This is a genomic window from Aminobacter sp. Y103A, from assembly GCF_030294925.1.
Lineage (GTDB): Bacteria > Pseudomonadota > Alphaproteobacteria > Rhizobiales > Rhizobiaceae > Aminobacter > Aminobacter ciceronei.
Genome location: NZ_AP017986.1, coordinates 4,475,383 through 4,496,157 on the forward strand (window position 1 = coordinate 4,475,383; position 20,775 = coordinate 4,496,157).

The window sequence follows — 20,775 nt, forward strand, 5'->3', positions numbered from 1 at the left end:
TGCTTCAGCCCATCAGCACCTTCAGGGCCGCAGCATGCAGCTCGGGCGTTGCCGCCGCGATGATGTCGCCACCATTTTCCGCCGGGCCGCCCTCGAAGGTCGTGACGATGCCACCGGCCTGCTCGATGATGGGGATCAGCGCCACGATGTCGTAGGGCTTGAGTCCCGGATCGACGACGATGTCGACCTGGCCCGCCGCAACCATGGCGAAGGCGTAGCAATCGGTGCCGTAGCGGGCGAGCTGGACCTGGCTCTCGAGATGGTCGTAGCGCTTGCGCATCTCGCCCTTGAACAGGCTTGGCGTCGTGGTGAACATCGTCGCATCGGCAAGCGACGTGGTCTTGCGCACGGCAAGCTTGCGCGGCCCGCCCGGGCCCTCGTAATGCGCGCCCTTGCCGTCGGCGTAGAACAGCTCACCGGTGAAAGGCTGCGACATCAGGCCGGCGACCGCATCGCCGTCGACGGTCAGCCCGACCAGCGTGCCCCAAACCGGCAGGCCGGAGATGAAGGCACGCGTGCCGTCGATCGGGTCGATCACCCAGACATGGCTGTTGCCGAGGTTTTCGCTGCCATGCTCCTCGCCGAGAATGCCGTGATCGGGAAATTCGGCATTGATCAGCGCGCGGATGGCACGCTCGGCCTCCTGGTCGGCCTCGGTGACCGGGTCAAAACCGCTGGCAAGCTTGTTTTCCACCGCCGCGAGACGCCGGAATCTCGGCAGCGTCTCGGCTGCTGCTGCAGTTGCGATCCGTCGCATAAACCCGGCGTCGACCATCATTCACCCCATCTCCAACTGTGGCGTGGATGACACGCCACGACCCCGCTCGGCAATAACCACATCACCGTGAATTAAAAAGCCCAAAGGCGCCTTGACTTTTGTGCAGCGCACAATAATCTCGACTTCGGACAGTTCTCCTGTCCATGCCCTCCTTGGGCGTTTCCTCCCTAGACTTCGACCGCTCTCCGGAGCGGTCTTTTTTTAACCACCGGCCTCGGGCGGCTACTCTGCGGCCAATGGCAGGTCGAGGAAATGATAGTCTGGTATTGCCATGAGATCCCCGGAAAACCGGGCCAGATCGTCGGCAAGCGCATAAAATCCAGCGGATTTCTTGAACGTTCGTTCGTCCATATAGAGCCCGCGATTGATCTCGATCTGCAGCGCGTGAAGCTTCCGGGCCGGGCGGCCGTAGTGTTCGGTGATAAAGCCGCCGGCGTAAGGTTTATTGTGCGCCACAGCATAACCCATGGCCGCCAGCAGCCCGATTGCCCGCTCTGACAGAGCAGATGCAGCAGAGGTCCCGAAACGGTCACCGACGATGAAATCAGGCCGTGTGCCATTGTCGCCGAGACGGACCGATGCCGGCATCGAATGGCAGTCGACGAGCACGGCATAGCCAAACCGGGCATGGGTCCGGGTAACCAGCCGCTTCAACGTCTCATGATAGGGCTTGTAGACGGATTCGATTCGCCCGATCGCCTCCGACAGCGGCAGCCGGCCGGGATAGATATCCAGCCCCTCGCCCACCAGCTTCGGCACCGTGCCCAGCCCTCCGGCGACGCGCGCCGAGCGGACATTGGCGAAAGGCGGCACCGGCTCGGCGAACATCCGGGGATCGAGTTCCCACGGCTCGCGGTTCACATCGAGATAGGCGCGTGGGAAGTGAGCGGTCAGCATCGGCGCGCCCAAGGCGACGGCCGCGCCGAACAGCTCGTCGACATAGCAGTCCTCCGAGCGCCTGATCGCGACGGCATCGAGCCTGGACATGGCGAGGAACCGGTCGGGATAACAACGTCCGCTGTGCGGCGAATTGAACACGAATGGCACACGCTGCTCGGCACTCGTCCGGACTTCGAACGGCGGCAGCTCGGCGAAATCTTCGGCTGGCGTCATCTTTCGTGATGGACCTGCGAAATGCACTCACTCATCTATCGAAAGTGCCACCTGCGGCGGCCAGTGTCCAGTCGTTCAGGCGGTGGAAAGTCGGCTCTTATTATGCCTTTGCGTCACTCTGCTGACACGGCATTCACTTGATGTTTACCGTCCAGGACTCATATACAAGATGGTTAACGAAGCCCCTGCTGGGGGGCGGCTTCGACCGCTGATTCGGACGGGATACTTATGGCACGCATTCTTCTGGCAGAAGACGACGACGATATGCGTCGCTTCCTGGTCAAGGCGCTGGAACGCGCAGGTTACCAGGTGAGCGACTTCGACAATGGCGCAAGCGCTTACGAGCGGCTGCGCGAGGAACCTTTTTCGCTGCTTCTGACCGACATCGTCATGCCGGAAATGGACGGCATCGAACTGGCGCGCCGCGCAACCGAGATCGACCCCGATCTCAAGGTGATGTTCATCACCGGCTTCGCGGCTGTCGCCCTGAACCCTGATTCGAAGGCACCACGCGACGCAAAAGTGCTGTCGAAGCCCTTCCATCTGCGCGATCTCGTCAACGAAGTCGAGAAGATGCTCCACGCCGCATAGGCGTTTCCCCAGCGTCGCCAAGGGAATTGATCGCGCCGCTGAAGGAATTGACGATCCGGCGCGTTTTTCCGCCAAACACGCTATTGACGCGCCGGATCAAAAATGGTGTATCCGCCCCCATCGGATGGGCGTGTAGCTCAGCGGGAGAGCACTGCATTGACATTGCAGGGGTCACAGGTTCAATCCCTGTCACGCCCACCATCCGAACTCCCTGATATCACTTGCTAATATCGACCAGCGCCCGACGGACAGCCGGACTTGGCACAGTTGTTTGCGTCGTCCTTTTACGCCGCCCGATAATCCGGCGCGCTGTTGAGATAGCCCGCATAGGCATCGGCGTTTGGCGGCGCGAAGTTTTCGGCCAAGACGTTGCGCCGCCGTTTGGTTGCGCCGATGTCAGCCAGCAGTTCGTCGAAATGCTTGAAATGATAAGGCGCGACGCACAGGCCACCATAGACGCCAGCCGCCGGCCGTTCGTCGCGCTTCCAGCGCAGCATCATCTCGATGTTGTCGGTCATCTCCTGGTGCGTCGGCTGACGCCCCAGCTTGCCGTCCGCATATCGCACCAACCAGTTGGCGGCGAGTTCAGCACTCAGAACAGTGCAGAATGACGAGTTGAAGCCGACGAAGCCCATGTCGGGCAAATCGGGGTTGGCGATGACGCGATAAAGCCGGTACTGCCCGTCGGGCTCGACCAGCTTGCGCCGGTATTCCTCCGGAAGGAACGGCACGCCGGATTTCCAGCCGACGGCGAGAATGGCCATGTCGGCCTTGACCCGCTCGCCGCCCGACAGGACCACCGTGTCCTTCGCATAAGAAGCGATGGTGCCCTGGATTGCCTTGATGCGCCCATCGGCGACCATGTCGAAGAAGCCGGGCGTGACGATCGGTACCGAGCAGTTGATGCTGGTCTCGATCGGCACCTTCGGCCTGAGGCCGGTCTTCTTCAGCTTGAGTTGCAGCGAAAGCAGGCTTTCCAGCCCGCGCCAGTTGGCCCAGACGAACGGCTTGGCCATGGCATGCGCCAGTCGCGCCAGCAGAGGCTGGTTCCAGCTCGGGAACATCACCTCCTGGGCACGGACATAGAGGATGCGCTTGAAGTTGATCAGGCCGCCGATGAAGTAGGGAATACGCCAGACCGGCTCGAGATAGACGATGGTGACGGCGGCTGCACCCGAATTGACGGCGTTGACGGCGATGTCTGTCGCCGACTTGGAGAAGCCGAGCACCACGACCCGCTTGCCCCGCACCGTCGCCGGATCGGTGTATTCGGACGAGTGCAGCACCTGGCCGCCGGCCGCGACGAACGTGTCCTGACCCGGATGCACCAGCTCGCGTTTCTCGCTGAAATTGCCCGTGCAGACGGCAACGAAGTCAAAATCCCCAGTGACCGTCGTGCCGTCGCCAGTTTCCAGTTCGACGGCCCAGCCTTTGGCGCCATTGCGCCGCTGCATGGAAACAACCTTGGTACCGTAGCGGATCAGCGGCACGAGCCCGTTCTGCTCGGCGTAACTCTTGAGATAGGCGTGGACCTGCGTGCCTTTCGGCCATTCCGGATAGTTCTCCGGCATCGGCATCGAGGTGTAGCGATAGAGATCCTTTGGGCTTTGCGTCTGAACGTCGGGATAGGATCGCGACGGCTCCCAGACCCCGCCCAGGTCGTAACCGCGCTCGACGATTTCGACATCATGTCCGCGCTGCCTGAAGGCATGTGCTGCCGCAAGCCCGCTGACGCCGGCGCCGATGACGCAGACTTTCTTCTTCTCGACCATCTTGCTGTTCCTTGTGTGCCAGGATGCAGGGTTCGCCAGGACGCGAGCCGGCCTTCGCACGCGACCCGTGTCGCGCGCGCCAGGCAGATTCCCGTTGGAAGCTGGCAGCCTAGTCGTTGGCTTCGGGCGGCAGGAAGTTGACCTCGTGCTGAGCCGAGACCTTCACCACCTCGGCCGGGTCGGCGAGGTTGTCGAGCCGGTTGAACAGTTCTTCCAGCATTCCAGCCGGCGAAACCCAGAACAGGGCCTTGGTCGGCTTGTCGGACTTGTTGAAGTAGCCGTGCGGAATGCCCCTGGGCATGCGCACAAGATCGCCCGCCTTGGCCTTGACCCATTCGCCGTCGAGCTTGAGGTCGAGCTCGCCTTCCTGCACCAGGATGAACTCTTCCTGGTTCGGATGGATGTGCACGGGCACGAACTGGCCCGGCTCGCTGTTGGTCTCGAAGGCGAAGGTGGCGTCGCACACCGCCTTCGGGAAATAGACCTGTCCAAGGATGTTCCAGGTCTTGCCGGCATAGCCGGTGCCCTGGCGCGTGATGCCCTTGGCGAGTTCATTGCTCATGTGATGCTCCCTTTGCTTTCGAAGGGCCTACCCGAGGCGACCCTTTCATTTGTTCCACGCATAGATTGCTGCGGGTATCTTTAAAGCACTAGCCGGAATGCGCGATGACTATCCAGAAAGCGCAAAAATGCTGCCGGCACGACCTACTGCCGCTCATTTTCATTGGCAGCTGGAGGATCGGTGCTAGTCTGCCCGAATGCTGATGGAAGAGGCGTCCGTCCGAAGGGTACCGCTTTCAGACCATGTCTTGTTTCAGTCGAACGATCTCGACTGCGCCAGGGAGCGGGTCGCCCAGAAGTTTTGCAATCACCGACTGGACATCATCGGTGAGAGGACAGCTTTTCGCGTCACGCACAATCATGCGCCCGGCGAGATGATCTCGCTGAACTACATCAGCTATGGCGCCGACGTGCTGATCGATCCGGGCGAACTCGGCGACTTCTACCTGATCCAAATGCCGATCTCCGGTTCAGCCACCGTCCGCAACGGCACACGCGAGTTTCTGACCGACCGCAGCGTCGCCTCCGTCCTCAACGCCGACCTGGCGACAAGGATGAAATGGTGGCAGGGCTGCGCCCAGTTGCTCGTCCAGGTGCGAAAGGCGCCGCTGCATGCCTTTGCCATGCGCTTGCTCGACCGCGATATCCAGGGGCCGCTGATCTTCGACCCGCTGATCGATTTCTCCCGGCCCGAGATGCAGGCATGGCGCCGTCTTGCCAATTCGCTGTTCCATGCCGCCGATGCGAAGGAACCGCTGCACGGCCCGGGCCTGCACAACGTTCTGCATGAGCAGCACCTGCTCGAACTGTTCCTGCGCAACCAGCCCAACAACATGAGCCTGTTCTTCAACGAGCACAGGCCGGGTGCAGCCCCCCGCCACCTGAAGCGGGCAGAAGAATTCATCCGCGCCAATGTCGCGGCACCCATCGGTCTGCATGAGATCGCCGAAGCCGCCGGCGTAGCCCCCAGGACCTTGCAACTGGCTTACCGCAACGCCTTCGGCATCTCGCCCATCCGTGCCCTGACCCGCGAACGCATGCGCCGTGCCCGTTTCGACCTCGTGGCGGGCGAAGCCAGCGTCACCGACGTCGCGCTGAAGTGGGGCTTCACCCATTTCGGCCGCTTCGCCGCCGAGTACCGGCACGAGTTCGGCGAGCTCCCTCGCGAGACGAGAAAAGCCAGCGCTCTGCCGCAGTAGCTTGCAGGCGCTTGGCGCAACGCTTTACCCTCCTTCCCGACAAGCAAAACCGCCAGATGGTGTTCGTCGCCCGAGTCACTCGACAATCACTGGAGCATACCTATGCCCGACCTCCCCCGGATGGCGTCGCCCTTGCAGGCGATCCTGATGTCGGAGCTATCAAGGGGAAACAGTATTCTCTCGGTCGGCGACTGGCCGCCGGGCTGTCGACTGTTCGTCATGCTGGCGCGTCCGTTCAGGAAGAAATACGCCATGTCTGGCGATGTGGAATATGCCTTGGTCAACGACCCGCACTATTGGAAAGCCGAATATCGCTACAGGAACGGCGAGGAATGCCTTGCCTGCGGTTTCTAGGTCTGTTCTCGACCGAAGCTGAGCTACTCAACATGTATACAATTAGCATAGCCTCCAGAGGCGCAAGCCGCCCCGGAAAACCACGCAATAATTGGCTTTACGCTACAGCCCGTTGCAGTGCAGCAAAATCCCAAATCCTTCAAATGCTTGTGCTGCCAGCTAGGATAGCCCGGGCATCCGTGCGCAAACCCGCCGCCATCAGTCCTGCGACGGGCGGCCACTCGTATTCGTCTATCCCGCAAAATCGCCGGATACCGTGTTGACAACAGCAAATTACATCCAATACGAATACATGATAGTATACAATTTTAGGCTGGGAACTACCGACACCCGGCGAGGCCAGCGGCTTCAGAGGATCGCATGAGAATTAAGCTCATCAATCCCAACACCACCCAGTCGATGACCGATCTCATCGGTGATGCGGCGCGGGCGGTTGCAGCACCGGCAACCGAGATCCTGGCGGTGACCTCCCGCTCCGGCGCCGCCTCGATCGAAGGCCACTACGATGAAGCGATGAGCATCATCGGCCTTGTCGACGAGATCATGGATGGGCCGGCCGCCGACGCCTACATCATTGCCTGTTTTGGCGATCCCGGTCTGCTTGCGGCGCGCGAGATATCAGGCGCGCCGGTGTTCGGCATTGCAGAAGCCGCCATGCACGCGGCAAGCTTCGTCGCCACCGGCTTTTCAGTGGTGACGACGCTCGAACGCACGCGCATCATCGCCGAACAGCTGGTCCGCAACTACGGCATGCAGCATCATTGCCGCCGCGTGCGCGCCACCGACGTTCCGGTGCTGGAGCTGGAAAAGCCGGAATCGAACGCCCGCGCGATCATCCTTGCCGAGTGCGAGAGGGCGCTGTCCGAAGATCGCTCCGAGGCCATCGTGCTCGGTTGCGCCGGCATGGCCGATCTTGCGCATTATCTCGAAGACCGGCTGCAGGTTCCCGTCATCGACGGCGTGGTTGCCGGCGTCAAATTTGCCGAGGCCATTGTCGGCATGGGCCTGAAGACCTCCAAGCGCGGCGATCTCGCCTATCCGCTGCCCAAGACCTATCGCGGCAAGCTCGCCGGCTATGCACCCGAAACGCGCCTCGCAAACGCCGGAACGACGAGAAAGGTCAGTTAGGCCAACGGTTTGAACAGCGTCTTGAAGTCGACGCGCACGGGGTGGTCGGACAGGTCGATCTGAGCCTCGATATGACGGAGATGGTGGTCCATGTACTGCGCAGCTTTTTTGCCGTCCCGCCGCTTCAGGGCGTCCACGATCTCCTTGTGCTCGCTGTACGAGCACGGCACCGCACCCGGCGATTCGTACAGCGCGATGATCAGCGACGTCCGCGACACCAGTTCGTGCACGAAGTCACGCAGCACCTCGTTTCCGGCAAGCGAAGCGAGTTCACGATGAAAATCCCCGGAGAGCTGCAGCCGCCTATGTTTGCTGTCTTGCTCGACTGCCTCCGCCTCGGCGCTCACCATGGCCGTCAGCCGATCGACGTCTTCCCTGGTTATCGTCGAGGCGAGCTTTTCCGCAAGGATGCATTCCACGCCGCGCCTGGCTTCGAACACCTGCCGCGCCTCCTCGATCGAAGGCTTGGCGACGAAGGCGCCCTTGTTGGGGATCAGGTCGACCAGCTTCTCGTGCGACAGCCGCTGCAGAACCTTGCGGATGATGGTGCGGCTGACGCCGAAGGCAGTCGCCAGCGCGTCCTCCTGCAAGGGCGTGGCGGGGCGGATCTGGTGGTTGATGATCGCCGCGTAGATTTCGCCGTGAATATGCTCGTCGGTCGGGCCGCCGCGCTTTTTGGTCTTGCCGCTCTGGCTCGACGAAACGGCGGTCTTCGAAGCGTGGGGCTCGCGTAGCATGTCACGATCCTGATGAATTGACCTGGTGAATTGGGCATAAGGAGGACTTGGTATGTATTCTATCCTCTACAGTCGCTGCTTGGAACATGCCTTTTCCCTTGGCACAACCCTTGAACGCATGGCGGTGCTCCCATGACTGGACTGGCCTTTGATCCGGGAGCGGCGGCGCAAGCTGCCGCCGTCCTCGATGTACACAATCTGCGCATCGAGTTTCCGCTGCGCCAACGCTCGCTCGTCGCCGTCGACGACGTTTCCTTCAGCATAGGCCAGGGCGAAATCCTCGGCGTCGTCGGCGAATCCGGCGCCGGCAAGTCGCTGACCGGAAGCGCCCTGATCGGGCTGCTTCAGCCGCCCGGGCGCATATCGGGCGGCACCGTCCATCTCTCCGGCCAGCGCATCGACGACCTGCCCCAGGCCGAACAACGCAAGCTGCGCGGCCGCCATATCGGCGCGATTTTCCAGGACCCGCTGACCAGCCTCGACCCGCTGTTCACCGTCGGACGCCAGTTGACAGAAACCATCCGCGCGCATCATCCGGGCAATGCCGAGACCGCACGCGCCAAGGCGCTACAGCTGCTGCGCGAGGTCGGCATCGCCGATCCGGAAAACCGCTTCAGCCAGTATCCGCACCAGTTCTCGGGCGGCATGCGCCAACGCATCGTCATAGCACTGGCGCTTGCCGGCGAGCCGGAGCTGATCATTGCCGACGAGCCGACGACGGCACTCGACGTTTCGGTCCAGGCCCAGATCATCGGGCTGTTGAAGCGGCTTGCGGCGACCCGTGGCACCGCGATCATGCTTGTCACCCACGACATGGGTGTCATCGCCGAAACCGCCGACCGGGTCGCGGTGATGTATGCCGGCCGCGTCGTCGAGATCGGCCCCGTCGACGAGGTCATCCACCGGCCACGCCACCCCTATACTGCCGGGTTGATGGGCTCGATCCCGTCGCTCAATCGCAAGGCCGACCGGCTTGCCCAGATCGATGGCTCGATGCCGCGCCTGGGCAGCTGGCCGGTAGGCTGCGCCTTCAATCCGCGCTGCCCCAAGGCCGGAGACCGCTGCCGCAGCGAACTGCCCCGGCTCGCCGATGCCGGCGGCACATCCGCCGCCTGTTTCATCCACCAGGGCGGCACGACGCTCTGACGGCAGAACAGCCGCCCCAAGGATGGCGCTGCCGCGGTCTGAAAATGGCCTTCGATTTCGATAGCGTCGCCCGTTGCGACGGCGCTGGTTTCGCCACGCCCATGCCCCTGCCGTACAGCTCAAATTTCAGGCATTGTTTGTATACAATTGATGCCATTTTACGCATACAACACTGTAGACGAAGCGTATTCGATGTGAAATCATCCCTCCTGTCGGCTCTCAACAGGCTAGGCTCCAAGTGACAAGTGCTCGAGATCAGAACGGATCGAAATGGGCATTCCCCGAACCTCGGGGGATGAGAGGATCGCGGTTTCGTTCCTGTCACGCCGGCCACACAGCCTTGTTGAACCAGTTCTCGAACCCGATGGATGCGGCGGCTTTCGGCATGCTCGACACCCTGGCCATCGGCATGCCGACGCCCGAACGAGACAAGACAAGTCCAACAATCAAGAACTGTGTGGGAACAGCCGATGAACCGTTATCTGAAACTCCTTCTCCTCACCTCCTGCGCCGGCCTCGCCATCAGCGCGGCTGAAGCCAAGACGCTGCGGTTCGCTGAATCGCAGGAAATCAGTTCGATGGACCCTCACGCGGCGCGTGAGGATTTCACGCTCAGCCTGATCGGCAACGTCTATGAAGGCCTTGTCCGCTGGAACAAGGAGCTCAAGATCGAGCCGGCCCTGGCCGAAAGCTGGGAAACGCTGTCCGACACTCAGTGGCGCTTCCACCTGCGCAGGGGCGTGGAGTTCCACAACGGCAACCCGTTCACCGCCGACGACGTGATCTTCTCCTATGAGCGTGCCGGTTCGCCGGGCTCGCCCTTCGCCGGCCTGCTCGAGCCGATCGCCGGGATCGCCAAGGTCGACGACCACACCATCGACATCACGCTCAAGCGCAAATACGCGCTGCTGCTCAACGATTTCGCCGGCTGGTACATCCTCGACAAGGAATTCCAGGAATCGATCGGCGCCCAGAAGCCGCTCGACCTGTCGACCAACACCGGCGGCGCGATGATCACGCAAGGGATCGGCACCGGACCGTTCAAGGTCGCCAGCCGCGAGCCCGACGTGAAGACCGTCTTCGTCGCCAACGAAAAATGGTGGGACAAGCGCGAGCACAACATCGACGAGATCGTCTACACGCCAATCGCCAACAATGCCACGCGCGTCGCGGCCCTGCTCTCCGGCGAGGTCGACTTCATCCGCAACGCGCCGCCGCAGGACGTCGCGCGCGTCGAGGGAACACCCGGAATGCAGATCATGCGCGCGCCACATCTGCGCAACATCTTTTACGGCATGGACCAGCAGTCCAAGACCTTGCCCGGCCTCGATTCCAACCCGCTCGCCGACGTACGCGTCCGCAAGGCGATCTACCAGGCCATCGACATCGACGGCATCAAACGCTCGATCATGCGCGACAACAGCCGCCCGTCGGCGATCATGATGGCGCCGCAGTTGCCCTTCTACGACGCCAGCCTCGACGTCCGCTTCCCCTTTGATATCGAGGCGTCGAAGGCACTGCTCAAGGAAGCGGGTTATGCCGACGGCTTCACCTTGCCGATGGATTGCCCGGCCGGTTCGTTCATCAATGACGAGCAGATCTGCCAGGCAACTGTCGGCATGCTCGCCAAGGTCGGCATCAAGGCGCAGCTGACGATGCACCCGCCTGTGCAGTTCGACACCGAGCTGCCCGCCGGCAAATACTCTTTCTACATGCTCGGCTGGGCCGGCCTGCCGACGCTGGACGCCTACAACATCATCTCGGCGACCTTCCACACACCCACCGGCGACCTCGGCGCCTGGAACCCGAAAGGCTATTCCAACGCCCGCGTCGACGAGCTGATCCCGCAGATCGGCACCGAATACGACACCGAGAAGCGCCAGGAGATGATCTCCGAGGTGATGAAGCTGCACCGCGACGAGGTCGGCAAGATCATGCTGCACCAGCAGTTCCTGACCTGGGGTATGAGCGACAAGGTCCACGCCATCGTACCAGCCGACGAATACACGCGGTTCTGGTACTACACGATGGACTGACGATTGATCGGAGGCTGGGCGCCACGCGCGCCCGGCCTCTTCTCCATTTCAGAGGCTGAGATGATTTCCTTGCTCGCCACGCGACTGACCAGCGTCATCCTCGTGATGCTGGTCGTGTCGGCGCTTTCGTTCTCGATCTTCAATTTCCTCGGCGACCCGGTGAACAACATCCTCGGCGTCAACGCCACGCTTGCCCAGCGCGAGGAACTGCGTGTCGACCTTGGTCTCGACCAGTCGACATTCGTCCAGTTCTGGCGCTTCGTCGAACGTGCCGTGGTCGGCGATTTCGGCATCTCCTATCGCAACCGCCAGCCGGTGGTCGACCTGATCCTCGCCCGCCTGCCGGCGACGCTGGAGCTCGTCATGTGCGCGACCGTCATTGCCCTTGCCACGGGTATCCCGATGGGCGTCTATACGGCGCTCAAGCCACGTGGCCTGTTGAGCCGCAGCCTGCAGTTTGGGTCGCTGCTCGGCATCTCCATGCCGCAGTTCCTGATCGGCATGCTTCTGATCCTGGTGTTCTCCGTCGAACTGCGCTGGCTCTCGGCCTTCGGCCGCGGCGAGGTCGTGACGCTGGGTTGGTGGACGACTGGCCTGCTCACCACATCAGGCATCAAGGCTCTGATCATGCCGACCATCACGCTCGCCGTGTTCCAGGTGTCGATGATCATGCGGCTCGTGCGCGGCGAAATGCTTGAGGTGGTACGCACGGATTTCGTCAAGTTCGCCCGCGCCCGTGGCCTGTCTGACCGCGCCGTCTATCTGACGCATGCGCTGCGCAACAGCCTGTTGCCGGTCATTACCATCACTGGCCTGCAGATCGGCTCGCTGATCGCCTTCGCCATCGTCGTCGAGGCGGTCTTCCAGTGGCCCGGCATGGGCATGCTGATCCTGCAGGCCATCGAATTCGCCGACTTCCCCGTCATGGCCGCCTATCTCGCCTTCGTCGGTTTCAGTTTCGTCACGATCAACCTGGTCGTCGACCTTATCTATCTCGCCGTTGATCCAAGGTTGCGCGCAAAATGAGCCAGCTCGTCCTCCGACTAAAAGCCTTTGGCAACAGCGAACTGGCCTGGCGTTTCAGGAACTCGCCGCCGGTCATCTTCGCCGCTGTCGCGCTGATCGCGCTGGTGTTCTGTGCCGCCGCCGCAAGCCTGATTGCGCCTCACAATCCGTTCGATCCGGCCACCCTCAACATCATGGACGCCCGCCTGCCGCCGGCATGGATCGACGGCGGCAGTTCGACCTACCTGCTAGGCACCGACGAGCAGGGCCGCGACATCCTCTCCACCATCTTCTACGGTATGCGCGTGTCGATCCTGGTCGGCATCGCCGCCGTCGCCTTCTCGATGACCATCGGCGTCGCACTCGGCCTGATCGCCGGCTATCTCGGCGGCTGGGTCGACACGGTCATCATGCGGCTCGGCGACATCCAGCTCAGCTTTCCGACCATCATGATCGCCTTTTTCATCGACGGCGTCGCCAAGATCGTCATGCCGATCGGCATGCGCGAGGAGATGCGTTTCTACGTCGTCATCCTGGCGATCGGCGTCGCCGACTGGGTGCAGTTCGCCCGCACCGTGCGCGCCGCCACCATGATCGAGCGCCGCAAAGACTATGTCGCCGCAGCCCGCATCAGCGAGGTCGGCAACGTCCGTATCCTGCTTGCCCACATCCTGCCCAACACCATCGGCCCGGTGCTGGTGCTGGCAACGCTCGGCCTCGGCGTCGCCATCCTCACCGAAGCGATCCTGTCCTTCCTCGGCCTCGGCATGCCGCCGTCGCAGCCTTCGCTCGGAACCCTGATCCGCGCCGGCAACGACCTGCTGCTGTCGGGCGAATGGTGGATCTCGCTGTTCCCCGGCGCCGCACTCGTGCTTCTGGTGCTGGCCGTCAACATCGTCGGCGACTGGCTTCGAGACGTCCTCAATCCTCGCCTTCGCTAAGACCACGGAACAGCAATCATGACCAACCTTCTGCTCACCAATGTCCGCCCCGATGCCGGGAGCGCGGGCAACATCCTGATCGAGAACGGCCGCATCGCGGCGATTGGCAGCAATGTGACGGGCCCTGACGGCATCACGGTCGTTGACGGTAAGGGCGCGATCGCCATTGCCCCCTTCGTCGAGGCGCATGTCCATCTCGACAAGATCCTGTGGGGCCTGCCCTGGCACAGCATCAATGTGCCGGATTCACTCCGCGCCATGATCGACAACGAGGTCGAGATCCGCCGCAGATTGCCCTGGTCTGTCGCCGAGCGCGCCGGCAATCTGATGCGCCAGTGCGTCGCCAACGGCTCGACCCACATTCGCAGCCATGTCGACATCTCGCCCGAATACAAGCTCGACAATCTGCATGGCGTGCTCGCCGCATGGGAAAGGACCAAGCACGCCGTCGACCTCGAGATCGTCGCCTTCCCGCAACTCGGCATGCTGATCGAGCCGGGTACGGCAGAGCTTATGGAAGCAGCCCTTGACGAAGGCGCCTCTGTAATCGGCGGCATCGACCCGGCCAGCGTCGACGGCGACGCGAAGGGCCATCTCGATACCATTTTCGGCATCGCCCACCGCAAGCAGGCCAAGATCGACATCCACCTGCATGAGCGCGGCGAGCTCGGCCTCTACGAACTCGGCCTGATCGCCGAGCGCGCCAAGGCGCTTGGCATGCAGGACAAGGTCATCGTCAGCCATGCCTTCTGTCTCGGCACCGCATCGCGCGACGAGCTCACCCGCATGATGGACCTGCTCGCCGAGGCCGGCATCGGCATCATCTCGGCGGTGCCCGGCGACATCCCCTTCCCGCCGATGTTCGAGCTTGCCGACTATGGCGTGCGTTGTGCTGTGGCGTCGGATTCGTTGCGCGACACCTGGAACCCGCATGGCAATGGCGACATGCTGGAGCGCTGCTGGCTGTTGTCCTGGCGCAGCAACTGCCGCACCGACGCCGAGCTGACGGCTGCCCTCGACATGGGTACGAAGCGCGGCGCCGACCTGCTCGATCTCGCCGGCCATGGGCTGGATGTCGGCTGCGACGGCAGCCTCGTGCTGATCGAGGGTGAAAACCAGGCCCAGATCGTCGTCGACCGGCCCAAGCGCGCGCTGGTGGTCAAGCGCGGCCGTATCGTCGCCCGCGACGGCAGTTGGATCGATGGTGGCGGCGCATGAACGCAATCGTTACCGAACAGCCCTTGCTCAAGGTCGCCAATCTCGGCCGCACCTTCGATGTTTCAGCACCCTTCCTGCAACGCCTGGCAACCGGCGCCCCGCGTCGCAGCGTCAAGGCCGTCGACGGCGTCAGCTTCGCCATTCGCCCCGGCACCACCTTCTCGCTGGTTGGCGAATCCGGCTGCGGCAAGTCCACCGTCGCACGCCTCGTCGCCGGACTGGAAAGGCCGACCGTAGGCGCCGTCGAGATCCGCAAGGACAGCGGCGAGCGTGTGCGCTTGCAGATGGTGTTCCAGGATCCGGTCGGCAGCCTCAATCCACGCTGGCGCATCGGCCAGAGCATTGCCGAGCCCATGGCGCGAAAGCTTGGCCGCATTGAGCGCCGCAAGCGCATCGGCGAGCTGCTGGTCACCGTAGGCCTGGCACCCAGCGACGCCGACAAATATCCGCACGAATTCTCCGGCGGCCAGCGCCAGCGCATCTCGATCGCCCGCGCGCTTGCTGCCGAGGCCGAGCTGCTTTTGCTCGACGAACCGACATCCGCCCTCGACGTGTCTGTGCAGGCACAGGTGCTCAACCTGCTCAAGGAGCTGCAGCAGAAACTAGGGCTGACCTATCTGTTCATCAGCCACAATCTGTCGGTCGTGCGTTTCCTCACCGACCGCATCGGTGTGATGTATCTCGGCCGCCTCGTCGAGGAAGGACCGGGCGAAATCATCCTCGAAAACCCGCAACACCCCTACACCAGGCTGCTGCTCGAAACCGTGCCCGACCTCGAAGCGCCGAAGCGCGACCGCGCGCCCTTGGGCGGCGACATTCCGAGCCCGCTCAACCCGCCCAGCGGCTGTACCTTCCACCCGCGCTGCCCGCTGGCGATGGACGTCTGCAAGAAGGAACGGCCGGAACTAAGGCACTCGGCAGCCGGCGCCAACGTCGCCTGCCACGCCATTCAAGACTGAGCAGCAAGGCACAACGCAAGGCCAGTTCCCGCACATTAGATCCGAAAGGTTGCCAACCTTCGGCATGCGCCGGCCGTTCATTCGGGCGGTCGGCAAAGAAGGGCTCGACCTTTCGGTTGACGAGCCTCTCATCACACGCCAGAAAGTATTCACCAAAGCCACGCTTCGCCTTCTGGTTGCTCGCCACGGCTCTGCTGGACGGCCGCATGCCGGGCACCTGTCTTGGGCCTATGGAGCTTCGCACCCCATGAAAATTCCCAGGAAGCTCGGTCATATCTGGATAGGCCCGAAGCAGCAGCCGTCGCAGTGGATGCAGAGCTGGATCGAGCGGCACCCGGACTGGGAATACACGCTCTACGACAATGACTTCCTCCGTAACGGCACGTTCAGGACTCGCGCCCAGATCGACGAGTACATGAAGCGCGGCGCTTATGCCGGTGCCGCAGACCTGCTGCGCTTCGAAATCCTGTACGCCCAGGGCGGCTACATGGCCGGGCGGACAGCATTTGCGTCCACCCGGTCGATGAATTGTTCGATGACGGTGGAAGCCTCTACACTGTCTACGAAAACGAATTCCTGCGCGGCCAGTTGGTTGCCCCGATCGTTGCGGCTGCGCCGGGCCATCCATTCCTGGACCTGATCCTCTCCATACTGGAAAAGCCCCCCGGCCGAACTGGACGAGCCCTGGAGGAACGGCATCCTCGCCACCGCCGGAGGCCCCGCCTTCATCGTCGATACGGTGAAGGCGCCCAACGACAGCATTCCGGCCGCCATCGCCATTCTCCGCAATGCCCAGCCAGCCAACAAGCGCGCAGTGATCGGCTTTATCTCCGACTATACCGGTGGCCCGAGGAAGGGCACCGCACTTGCATACGACCTCGCCTACCAATGTTCGGACCAGTTCATCTTCGTCGGCGAAAACGGCCATCGCGCCCGCCCTACCGCAGAGGACAGGAACAGCGGCAAGTTCATCGACTTCCTCTTGCCAAAGGAGGCATCTGACTATGTCAAGGCAACCTCGCGGCCGAACGAACTGATCCTTCTGAAGGGGTCACAGACCCAGCATCTTGAACGGATCGCGCTCAGTTGGACACACGATGTCCAGTGCTGGAACCAATTGCGGCAAGTACATCGACTGTCTGCAATGCGGAATGGTCGAGGTTCCCTACCACGATCATCGCAAAGCCCGGAAAGCTCGTTCGCGGGCCATGCGGAACAAAGGCAGCCAATCCACGGACTGAGGGCATGCCCCCTCGCAGGAGTGACGGGCGAGGCCTGGCCCTCCGGGTGAAACTAGCTTATCTCGGCCCTGGCCCGTGGTCGGGTGTCGTTGCGCTCATATGTGAAAATCGCCGGTGGCAGCGGGTCGCGGTTGCGGATGATGTCGGCGCCTTTCTCACCCATCATGACAGTCGGGCCATTGGTGTTGCAGGAGGGCACGCGCGGCATGACCGAGCTGTCGCAGACACGCAAGCCCTCCATGCCATGTACCTTGAGCTCAAGGTCGACGACAGCCATATCGTCGGTGCCCATCTTGCAGGTGCCGACAGGGTGATGGTCTGTCTTGGCGTTGGCGCAGCCATAGTCGAACAGCTGTTCCTCGGACACCTTGTCCGGTCCGGGCAGCCGCTCGGCCAGCACGAATGGCTTGAGCGCTGCCTGCTGCATGATCTCGCGTGCAACCCTGAGACCTTCGATCGACATCTTGCGGTCGTGCGGATCGGCCCAGTAATTGGGGTCGATCAGCGGAGCCGCCGCCGGGTCGCTGGACGCGAGCCGCACCGTGCCGCGCGAGCGCGGATGCAGATAGGCGGAGTTGAGCGTCACGCCGGCGTTCTTGAGCCTGGCGACGCCGGCCTCGATGCCCGAACCAAGGCCGAGATGGAACTGGATGTCCGGCGAACGCGCGTCGGGATCGGCGTACCAGAAGCCACCCGTTTCAAAGAGGCTCGACGTCACCGGCCCGGTGCGGAACAGCACATATTGCAGTCCTGCCCACAGCGTCCGATGCAGCTTGGCGACGTTGTCGTAAGTGTGATCGCCGGTACATTCGGAAATGACGAACAGGTCGAGATGGTCCTGCATGTTTTCGCCGACACCCTTGAGGTCGTGGACGACAGGCACGCCGACGCTCTTCAGGTGATCGGCCGGGCCGATGCCCGACTGCAGCAGAAGCTTGGGCGAGCCGATGGCCCCGGAGGACACCAGCACCTCGCGCTCGGCGCGGATGATTTCGCTGCCATTGCCGCTCGCGACCTCGACACCGACAGCCCTGCCCTTCTCGAGCACGATGCGCGTTACCCGTGCGCCGAGCCGGACGGTCAGGTTGCGCCTGTCCTTGATCGGGGCGAGATAGGCCATCGAGGCCGACGAGCGCCGCTTGTTGCGCTGGGTCAATTGATAGTAGCCGACGCCGGCCTGCTGTTTGCCATTGAAGTCGTGATTGTAGGGAATGCCGAGCTCCTGGCCGGCGCGGATATAGGCATCGCAGATCGGCAGGGCAGCCGACGGCATCGACACGCCGAGTGGCCCGCCATAGCCATGATAATCGTCGGCGAAACGCTGGTTGTCTTCCGAGCGCTTGAAATAGGGTAACACCGAGCGGTAGTCCCAGCCGGTGCAGCCGTCCTCGCTCGCCCACAGATCGTAGTCTGCGGCGTTGCCGCGCGTGTAGAGCTGGGCGTTGATGCTGGAGCCGCCGCCGATCACCTTGGCCTGGGTGTAGCGCAAGACGCGGCCTTTCATGTGCTTCTGCGGCACGGTTTCCCAGCCCCAGCTGGCCACGCCCTTGGTCATCTTGGCAAAGCCCGCCGGCATGTGGAACAGCGGGTTCCAGTCGCCGCCGCCGGCCTCAAGTAACAGTACGCGCACATCGGAATCTTCGCTCAACCGGTTGGCCAGCACGCAACCGGCTGGACCCGCACCTGTGATGATGTAGTCGTAAGTCATCTCTGATCTCAAAGTCGCGCGACCGACAGCGCACCGTCAGCCCTGATGATGGAGCCGGTGGCAAAGCCGAAGCCGCCGCTGGCGAGTGCCGCCGCGATGCGGCCGATGTCGTTCGGCTCGCCCCAGCGTTTGACCGGCACGAGGCCGTCAGCGATGAGCCGATCGTATTTCTCCGAGACTTTCGCCGTCATTTCGGAGCGGATGATTCCGGGCCGGATTTCGAACACGTCGATGCCGGTGCCGGCGAGCCGCAGCGTCAGCCCTTGGGTGAATGCGGCAAGCCCGGCCTTCGACATGCAGTAGTCGAGCCTGTCGGGCGACGTCATCTCGGCCGAGATCGAGGTGATGTTGATCACCGAGCGCGGATGCAATGTCGGTGGTGCGATGAGCATGGCCCGCAGCACCGCCTGGGTGAAGAACACCGTGCCGCGCAGATTGACCGCCATGATGGCGTTGAAATTCTCGGGCGTCATCTCGAGGAAATCGCCGCGCACCCTGGACGCGACACCGGCATTGTTGACCAGGCAGTCGATCTGCCCGAAATGCCCGACGATCCTGTCGACCGTGCCGGCATGGCCGTCGAGGTCGGCAAGGTCGGAGGCGAGGAACAGCACGCGCGCACCGTGTTTCTCCAGCCCCGATACCGCCTCTGCCGAGGCAACGTCTTCCTCGCGATCAGTGATGGCGAGGTCGAAGCCCGCCCTGGCAAGCGCTTCGGCAACGGCAAGGCCGATGCCGCGCCGCGCGCCGGTCACCAGTGCCACCGGTTTTGCCGCCACTTTCATGCCGCCAGATCCTTTTCAGCGATGTGGTCGGCAACCCGCAGCGCCTGCGCCGCGATCGTGAGCGCCGGATTGACCGCCGCCGATGTCGGCAGGAAGCTCGCATCGACCACGAACAGGTTCGGATGGTCGAAGGCGCGGCAGAAGACGTCGAGCGGGGCGTCCTTGGGGTCGCTGCCTATCCTTACCGTGCCGCACTGGTGCGACGGCGTGCGCTTGTCGAAGGCGCGTGAGACGACGACCGGGAAACCTGCGCTGCGCAGCACCTGCTTGAGCTTGGCCACCAGCCGCTCGTGCGCCTGCCAGTTGCTGCGCACCCATTTCAGCACGATGCGGTCGCCATCGACCATGACCCGGCTTTCCGGCGACGGCAGGTCCTCGCTCATGGCGTAGAAGTCGATCGAATGCGCCGTTGTCAGATTCAACAGCCACTCCGGCACGGCGGGCATCGCGCCCTTCAGGATGGTACCCAAGATGCGCCCGAGCAGCTGGACGTTGCCCAGTGGCGGCCCGCCCTCGCCGTCGGAGAGATAAAAATCGTTGAAGCCGAAGGTCTTCTGGTAAACCGAGTCGTTGCGGAACCAGGGGCTCATGGCGATGACAGCCGTCGAATTGTGGTTCATGAAGTTGCGGCCGACCTGATCGGAGCGGTTGGCGAGGCCGCTGGGGTTGCTGTCGTTGGCCGAGCGCAGCAGAAGCACCGCCGATTGCACAGCCCCTGCCGACAGGATCACCAGCTTCGGTCGCAGCACTGTTGCCTCGCCATTGCGCAGGTAATGAACCGCAACGATTCGCCCGTCGGCGGCCGACTCCAGACGCGTCACGCGCGAGCCGGTCTGCAGCTTGACGTTCTCATGCTTCAGCGCCGCGGCCAGCGCCGTCGTCTCGGCATCCATCTTGCCGTCAAAGCTGTTGGGGTGGGCGTCCCACGGCGTCTTGCCCTTGGCCAGCCAGCGCTCGATATCGACACCGAGCGGCAGCGAAAAGGGATGCATGCCGTTGGCCTTGAGGCGTGCCCGCACCTTCGAGATCGCGGGCTCGTCGGCAACGGGCTTCAAGCCATAGGGCTGCGAATGCACGGGCTCTGTCGGGTCCTCGCCGAGCGTACCGCGCACCTGATAAAGCTCTTCGGCCCTGCCGTACCACGGCTCGAGGTCGTCATAGGCAATCGGCCATGCCGGCGACACACCGTCGAGATGCTGCATCTCGTCAAAGTCCTCGCGGCGGTAGCGCGTCAGCACGGCGCCGTAGAACTTCGAATTGCCGCCGACATTGTAATAGTTGCCCGGATTGAAGCCGGTACCGTCGGCCTCATACCAGGTCTCGTCAGGGCGGAAATGCCCGCGCTGGAAGATGGCGCGCTGGTCGCGATTCTCCGGCCGGTCGGCGATATGGCCACCAGCCTCAAGCACGAGAATCTCCGCGCCGGTCGTGGCGAGCCCTGCAGCAACAGTAGCGCCGCCGACACCCGAGCCGATGATGACGATGTCAGGCTGTCCGGACATG

General features: G+C 62.9%; 20 protein-coding genes and 1 tRNA gene. 13 read left to right on the plus strand and 8 right to left on the minus strand.

Annotation, left to right across the window (positions count from 1 at the left end; translation table 11 throughout):
• Window positions 1–4: 4 nt before the first annotated feature.
• Both hisN and Amn_RS21940 read right to left on the minus strand, forming a co-directional pair.
• Window positions 5–778, minus strand: coding sequence for a histidinol-phosphatase (gene hisN, locus Amn_RS21935; RefSeq protein WP_286291850.1), 774 nt, complete (start codon window positions 776–778; stop codon window positions 5–7).
• A 222-nt stretch (window positions 779–1,000) separates the two neighbouring features.
• Window positions 1,001–1,891: an N-formylglutamate amidohydrolase gene (locus tag Amn_RS21940; RefSeq protein ID WP_067958326.1), complete on the minus strand. Its 891-nt coding sequence runs from the start codon at window positions 1,889–1,891 to the stop codon at window positions 1,001–1,003.
• Between the two features lie 228 nt (window positions 1,892–2,119).
• On the opposite strand from Amn_RS21940, the gene cpdR reads away from it, so the two are divergent.
• A complete protein-coding gene (cpdR, locus tag Amn_RS21945; RefSeq protein ID WP_018429348.1) occupies window positions 2,120–2,482 on the plus strand; it encodes a cell cycle two-component system response regulator CpdR in 363 nt (120 codons plus the stop codon).
• Window positions 2,483–2,608: 126 nt separating this feature from the next.
• Window positions 2,609–2,683: transfer RNA gene (locus Amn_RS21950), tRNA-Val, on the plus strand.
• 83 nt (window positions 2,684–2,766) lie between these two features.
• Here the strand turns inward: Amn_RS21950 and Amn_RS21955 are convergent.
• Both Amn_RS21955 and Amn_RS21960 read right to left on the minus strand, forming a co-directional pair.
• Window positions 2,767–4,254, minus strand: a complete 1,488-nt coding sequence (locus tag Amn_RS21955; protein ID WP_182575411.1) for a flavin-containing monooxygenase — start codon at window positions 4,252–4,254, stop codon at window positions 2,767–2,769.
• 109 nt (window positions 4,255–4,363) lie between these two features.
• Window positions 4,364–4,816 (minus strand): cupin domain-containing protein, encoded by a 453-nt coding sequence (locus Amn_RS21960; RefSeq protein WP_067958320.1) that lies wholly within the window; start codon window positions 4,814–4,816, stop codon window positions 4,364–4,366.
• Window positions 4,817–5,063: 247 nt separating this feature from the next.
• Here Amn_RS21960 and Amn_RS21965 point away from each other — a divergent pair, with 247 nt between their 5' ends.
• The 3 genes from Amn_RS21965 (at window position 5,064) to Amn_RS21975 (ending at window position 7,496) form a co-directional block, all read left to right on the plus strand.
• Window positions 5,064–6,014, plus strand: a complete 951-nt coding sequence (locus tag Amn_RS21965; RefSeq protein ID WP_246340947.1) for an AraC family transcriptional regulator — start codon at window positions 5,064–5,066, stop codon at window positions 6,012–6,014.
• A 102-nt stretch (window positions 6,015–6,116) separates the two neighbouring features.
• A complete protein-coding gene (locus tag Amn_RS21970) occupies window positions 6,117–6,368 on the plus strand; it encodes a hypothetical protein (protein WP_182575409.1) in 252 nt (83 codons plus the stop codon).
• A gap of 360 nt (window positions 6,369–6,728) precedes the next feature.
• Entirely contained in the window at window positions 6,729–7,496 is a 768-nt protein-coding gene (locus tag Amn_RS21975; protein WP_067958311.1) for an aspartate/glutamate racemase family protein, read from the plus strand.
• On the opposite strand, the gene Amn_RS21980 is transcribed toward Amn_RS21975, so the two are convergent.
• Window positions 7,493–8,233 carry a GntR family transcriptional regulator gene (locus tag Amn_RS21980; RefSeq protein ID WP_182575408.1) on the minus strand — a complete coding sequence of 247 codons (741 nt, stop codon included), beginning with the start codon at window positions 8,231–8,233 and terminating at the stop codon, window positions 7,493–7,495. The genes Amn_RS21975 and Amn_RS21980 overlap by 4 nt on opposite strands.
• Before the next feature lie 132 nt (window positions 8,234–8,365).
• On the opposite strand from Amn_RS21980, the gene Amn_RS21985 reads away from it, so the two are divergent.
• From Amn_RS21985 to Amn_RS22020, 8 genes are all read left to right on the plus strand, one after another.
• Window positions 8,366–9,379, plus strand: coding sequence for an ABC transporter ATP-binding protein (locus Amn_RS21985; RefSeq protein WP_286291866.1), 1,014 nt, complete (start codon window positions 8,366–8,368; stop codon window positions 9,377–9,379).
• A gap of 470 nt (window positions 9,380–9,849) precedes the next feature.
• Window positions 9,850–11,415: an ABC transporter substrate-binding protein gene (locus Amn_RS21990; RefSeq protein WP_286291868.1), complete on the plus strand. Its 1,566-nt coding sequence runs from the start codon at window positions 9,850–9,852 to the stop codon at window positions 11,413–11,415.
• Window positions 11,416–11,475: 60 nt separating this feature from the next.
• A complete protein-coding gene (locus tag Amn_RS21995) occupies window positions 11,476–12,441 on the plus strand; it encodes an ABC transporter permease (protein ID WP_286291870.1) in 966 nt (321 codons plus the stop codon).
• The gene (locus Amn_RS22000; protein WP_182575406.1) at window positions 12,438–13,361 is read left to right on the plus strand and encodes an ABC transporter permease; all 924 of its coding nucleotides are present in this window, start codon (window positions 12,438–12,440) and stop codon (window positions 13,359–13,361) included. The genes Amn_RS21995 and Amn_RS22000 overlap by 4 nt, the downstream gene beginning before the upstream one ends.
• 18 nt (window positions 13,362–13,379) lie before the next feature.
• Window positions 13,380–14,579 (plus strand): amidohydrolase family protein, encoded by a 1,200-nt coding sequence (locus Amn_RS22005; protein ID WP_286291872.1) that lies wholly within the window; start codon window positions 13,380–13,382, stop codon window positions 14,577–14,579.
• Window positions 14,576–15,538 carry an ABC transporter ATP-binding protein gene (locus Amn_RS22010; RefSeq protein WP_192314771.1) on the plus strand — a complete coding sequence of 321 codons (963 nt, stop codon included), beginning with the start codon at window positions 14,576–14,578 and terminating at the stop codon, window positions 15,536–15,538. The genes Amn_RS22005 and Amn_RS22010 overlap by 4 nt, the downstream gene beginning before the upstream one ends.
• Window positions 15,539–15,587: 49 nt before the next feature.
• Entirely contained in the window at window positions 15,588–16,178 is a 591-nt protein-coding gene (locus Amn_RS22015) for a glycosyltransferase (RefSeq protein WP_286291878.1), read from the plus strand.
• A 99-nt stretch (window positions 16,179–16,277) separates the two neighbouring features.
• Window positions 16,278–16,829: a hypothetical protein gene (locus Amn_RS22020; protein WP_286291880.1), complete on the plus strand. Its 552-nt coding sequence runs from the start codon at window positions 16,278–16,280 to the stop codon at window positions 16,827–16,829.
• Window positions 16,830–16,831: 2 nt separating this feature from the next.
• On the opposite strand, the gene Amn_RS22025 is transcribed toward Amn_RS22020, so the two are convergent.
• From Amn_RS22025 to Amn_RS22035, 3 genes are read right to left on the minus strand one after another with little or no spacing between them, the layout of a single operon-like run.
• Window positions 16,832–18,487 carry a GMC family oxidoreductase gene (locus tag Amn_RS22025; protein ID WP_286291882.1) on the minus strand — a complete coding sequence of 552 codons (1,656 nt, stop codon included), beginning with the start codon at window positions 18,485–18,487 and terminating at the stop codon, window positions 16,832–16,834.
• Window positions 18,488–18,495: 8 nt separating this feature from the next.
• On the minus strand, window positions 18,496–19,272 hold the full coding sequence (locus tag Amn_RS22030; RefSeq protein ID WP_263006219.1) for a 3-ketoacyl-ACP reductase: 777 nt from the start codon (window positions 19,270–19,272) through the stop codon (window positions 18,496–18,498).
• Window positions 19,269–20,774 carry a GMC oxidoreductase gene (locus Amn_RS22035; protein ID WP_286291886.1) on the minus strand — a complete coding sequence of 502 codons (1,506 nt, stop codon included), beginning with the start codon at window positions 20,772–20,774 and terminating at the stop codon, window positions 19,269–19,271. Before Amn_RS22035 ends, Amn_RS22030 begins: the two co-directional genes overlap by 4 nt.
• Between the last annotated feature and the right edge of the window lies 1 nt (window position 20,775).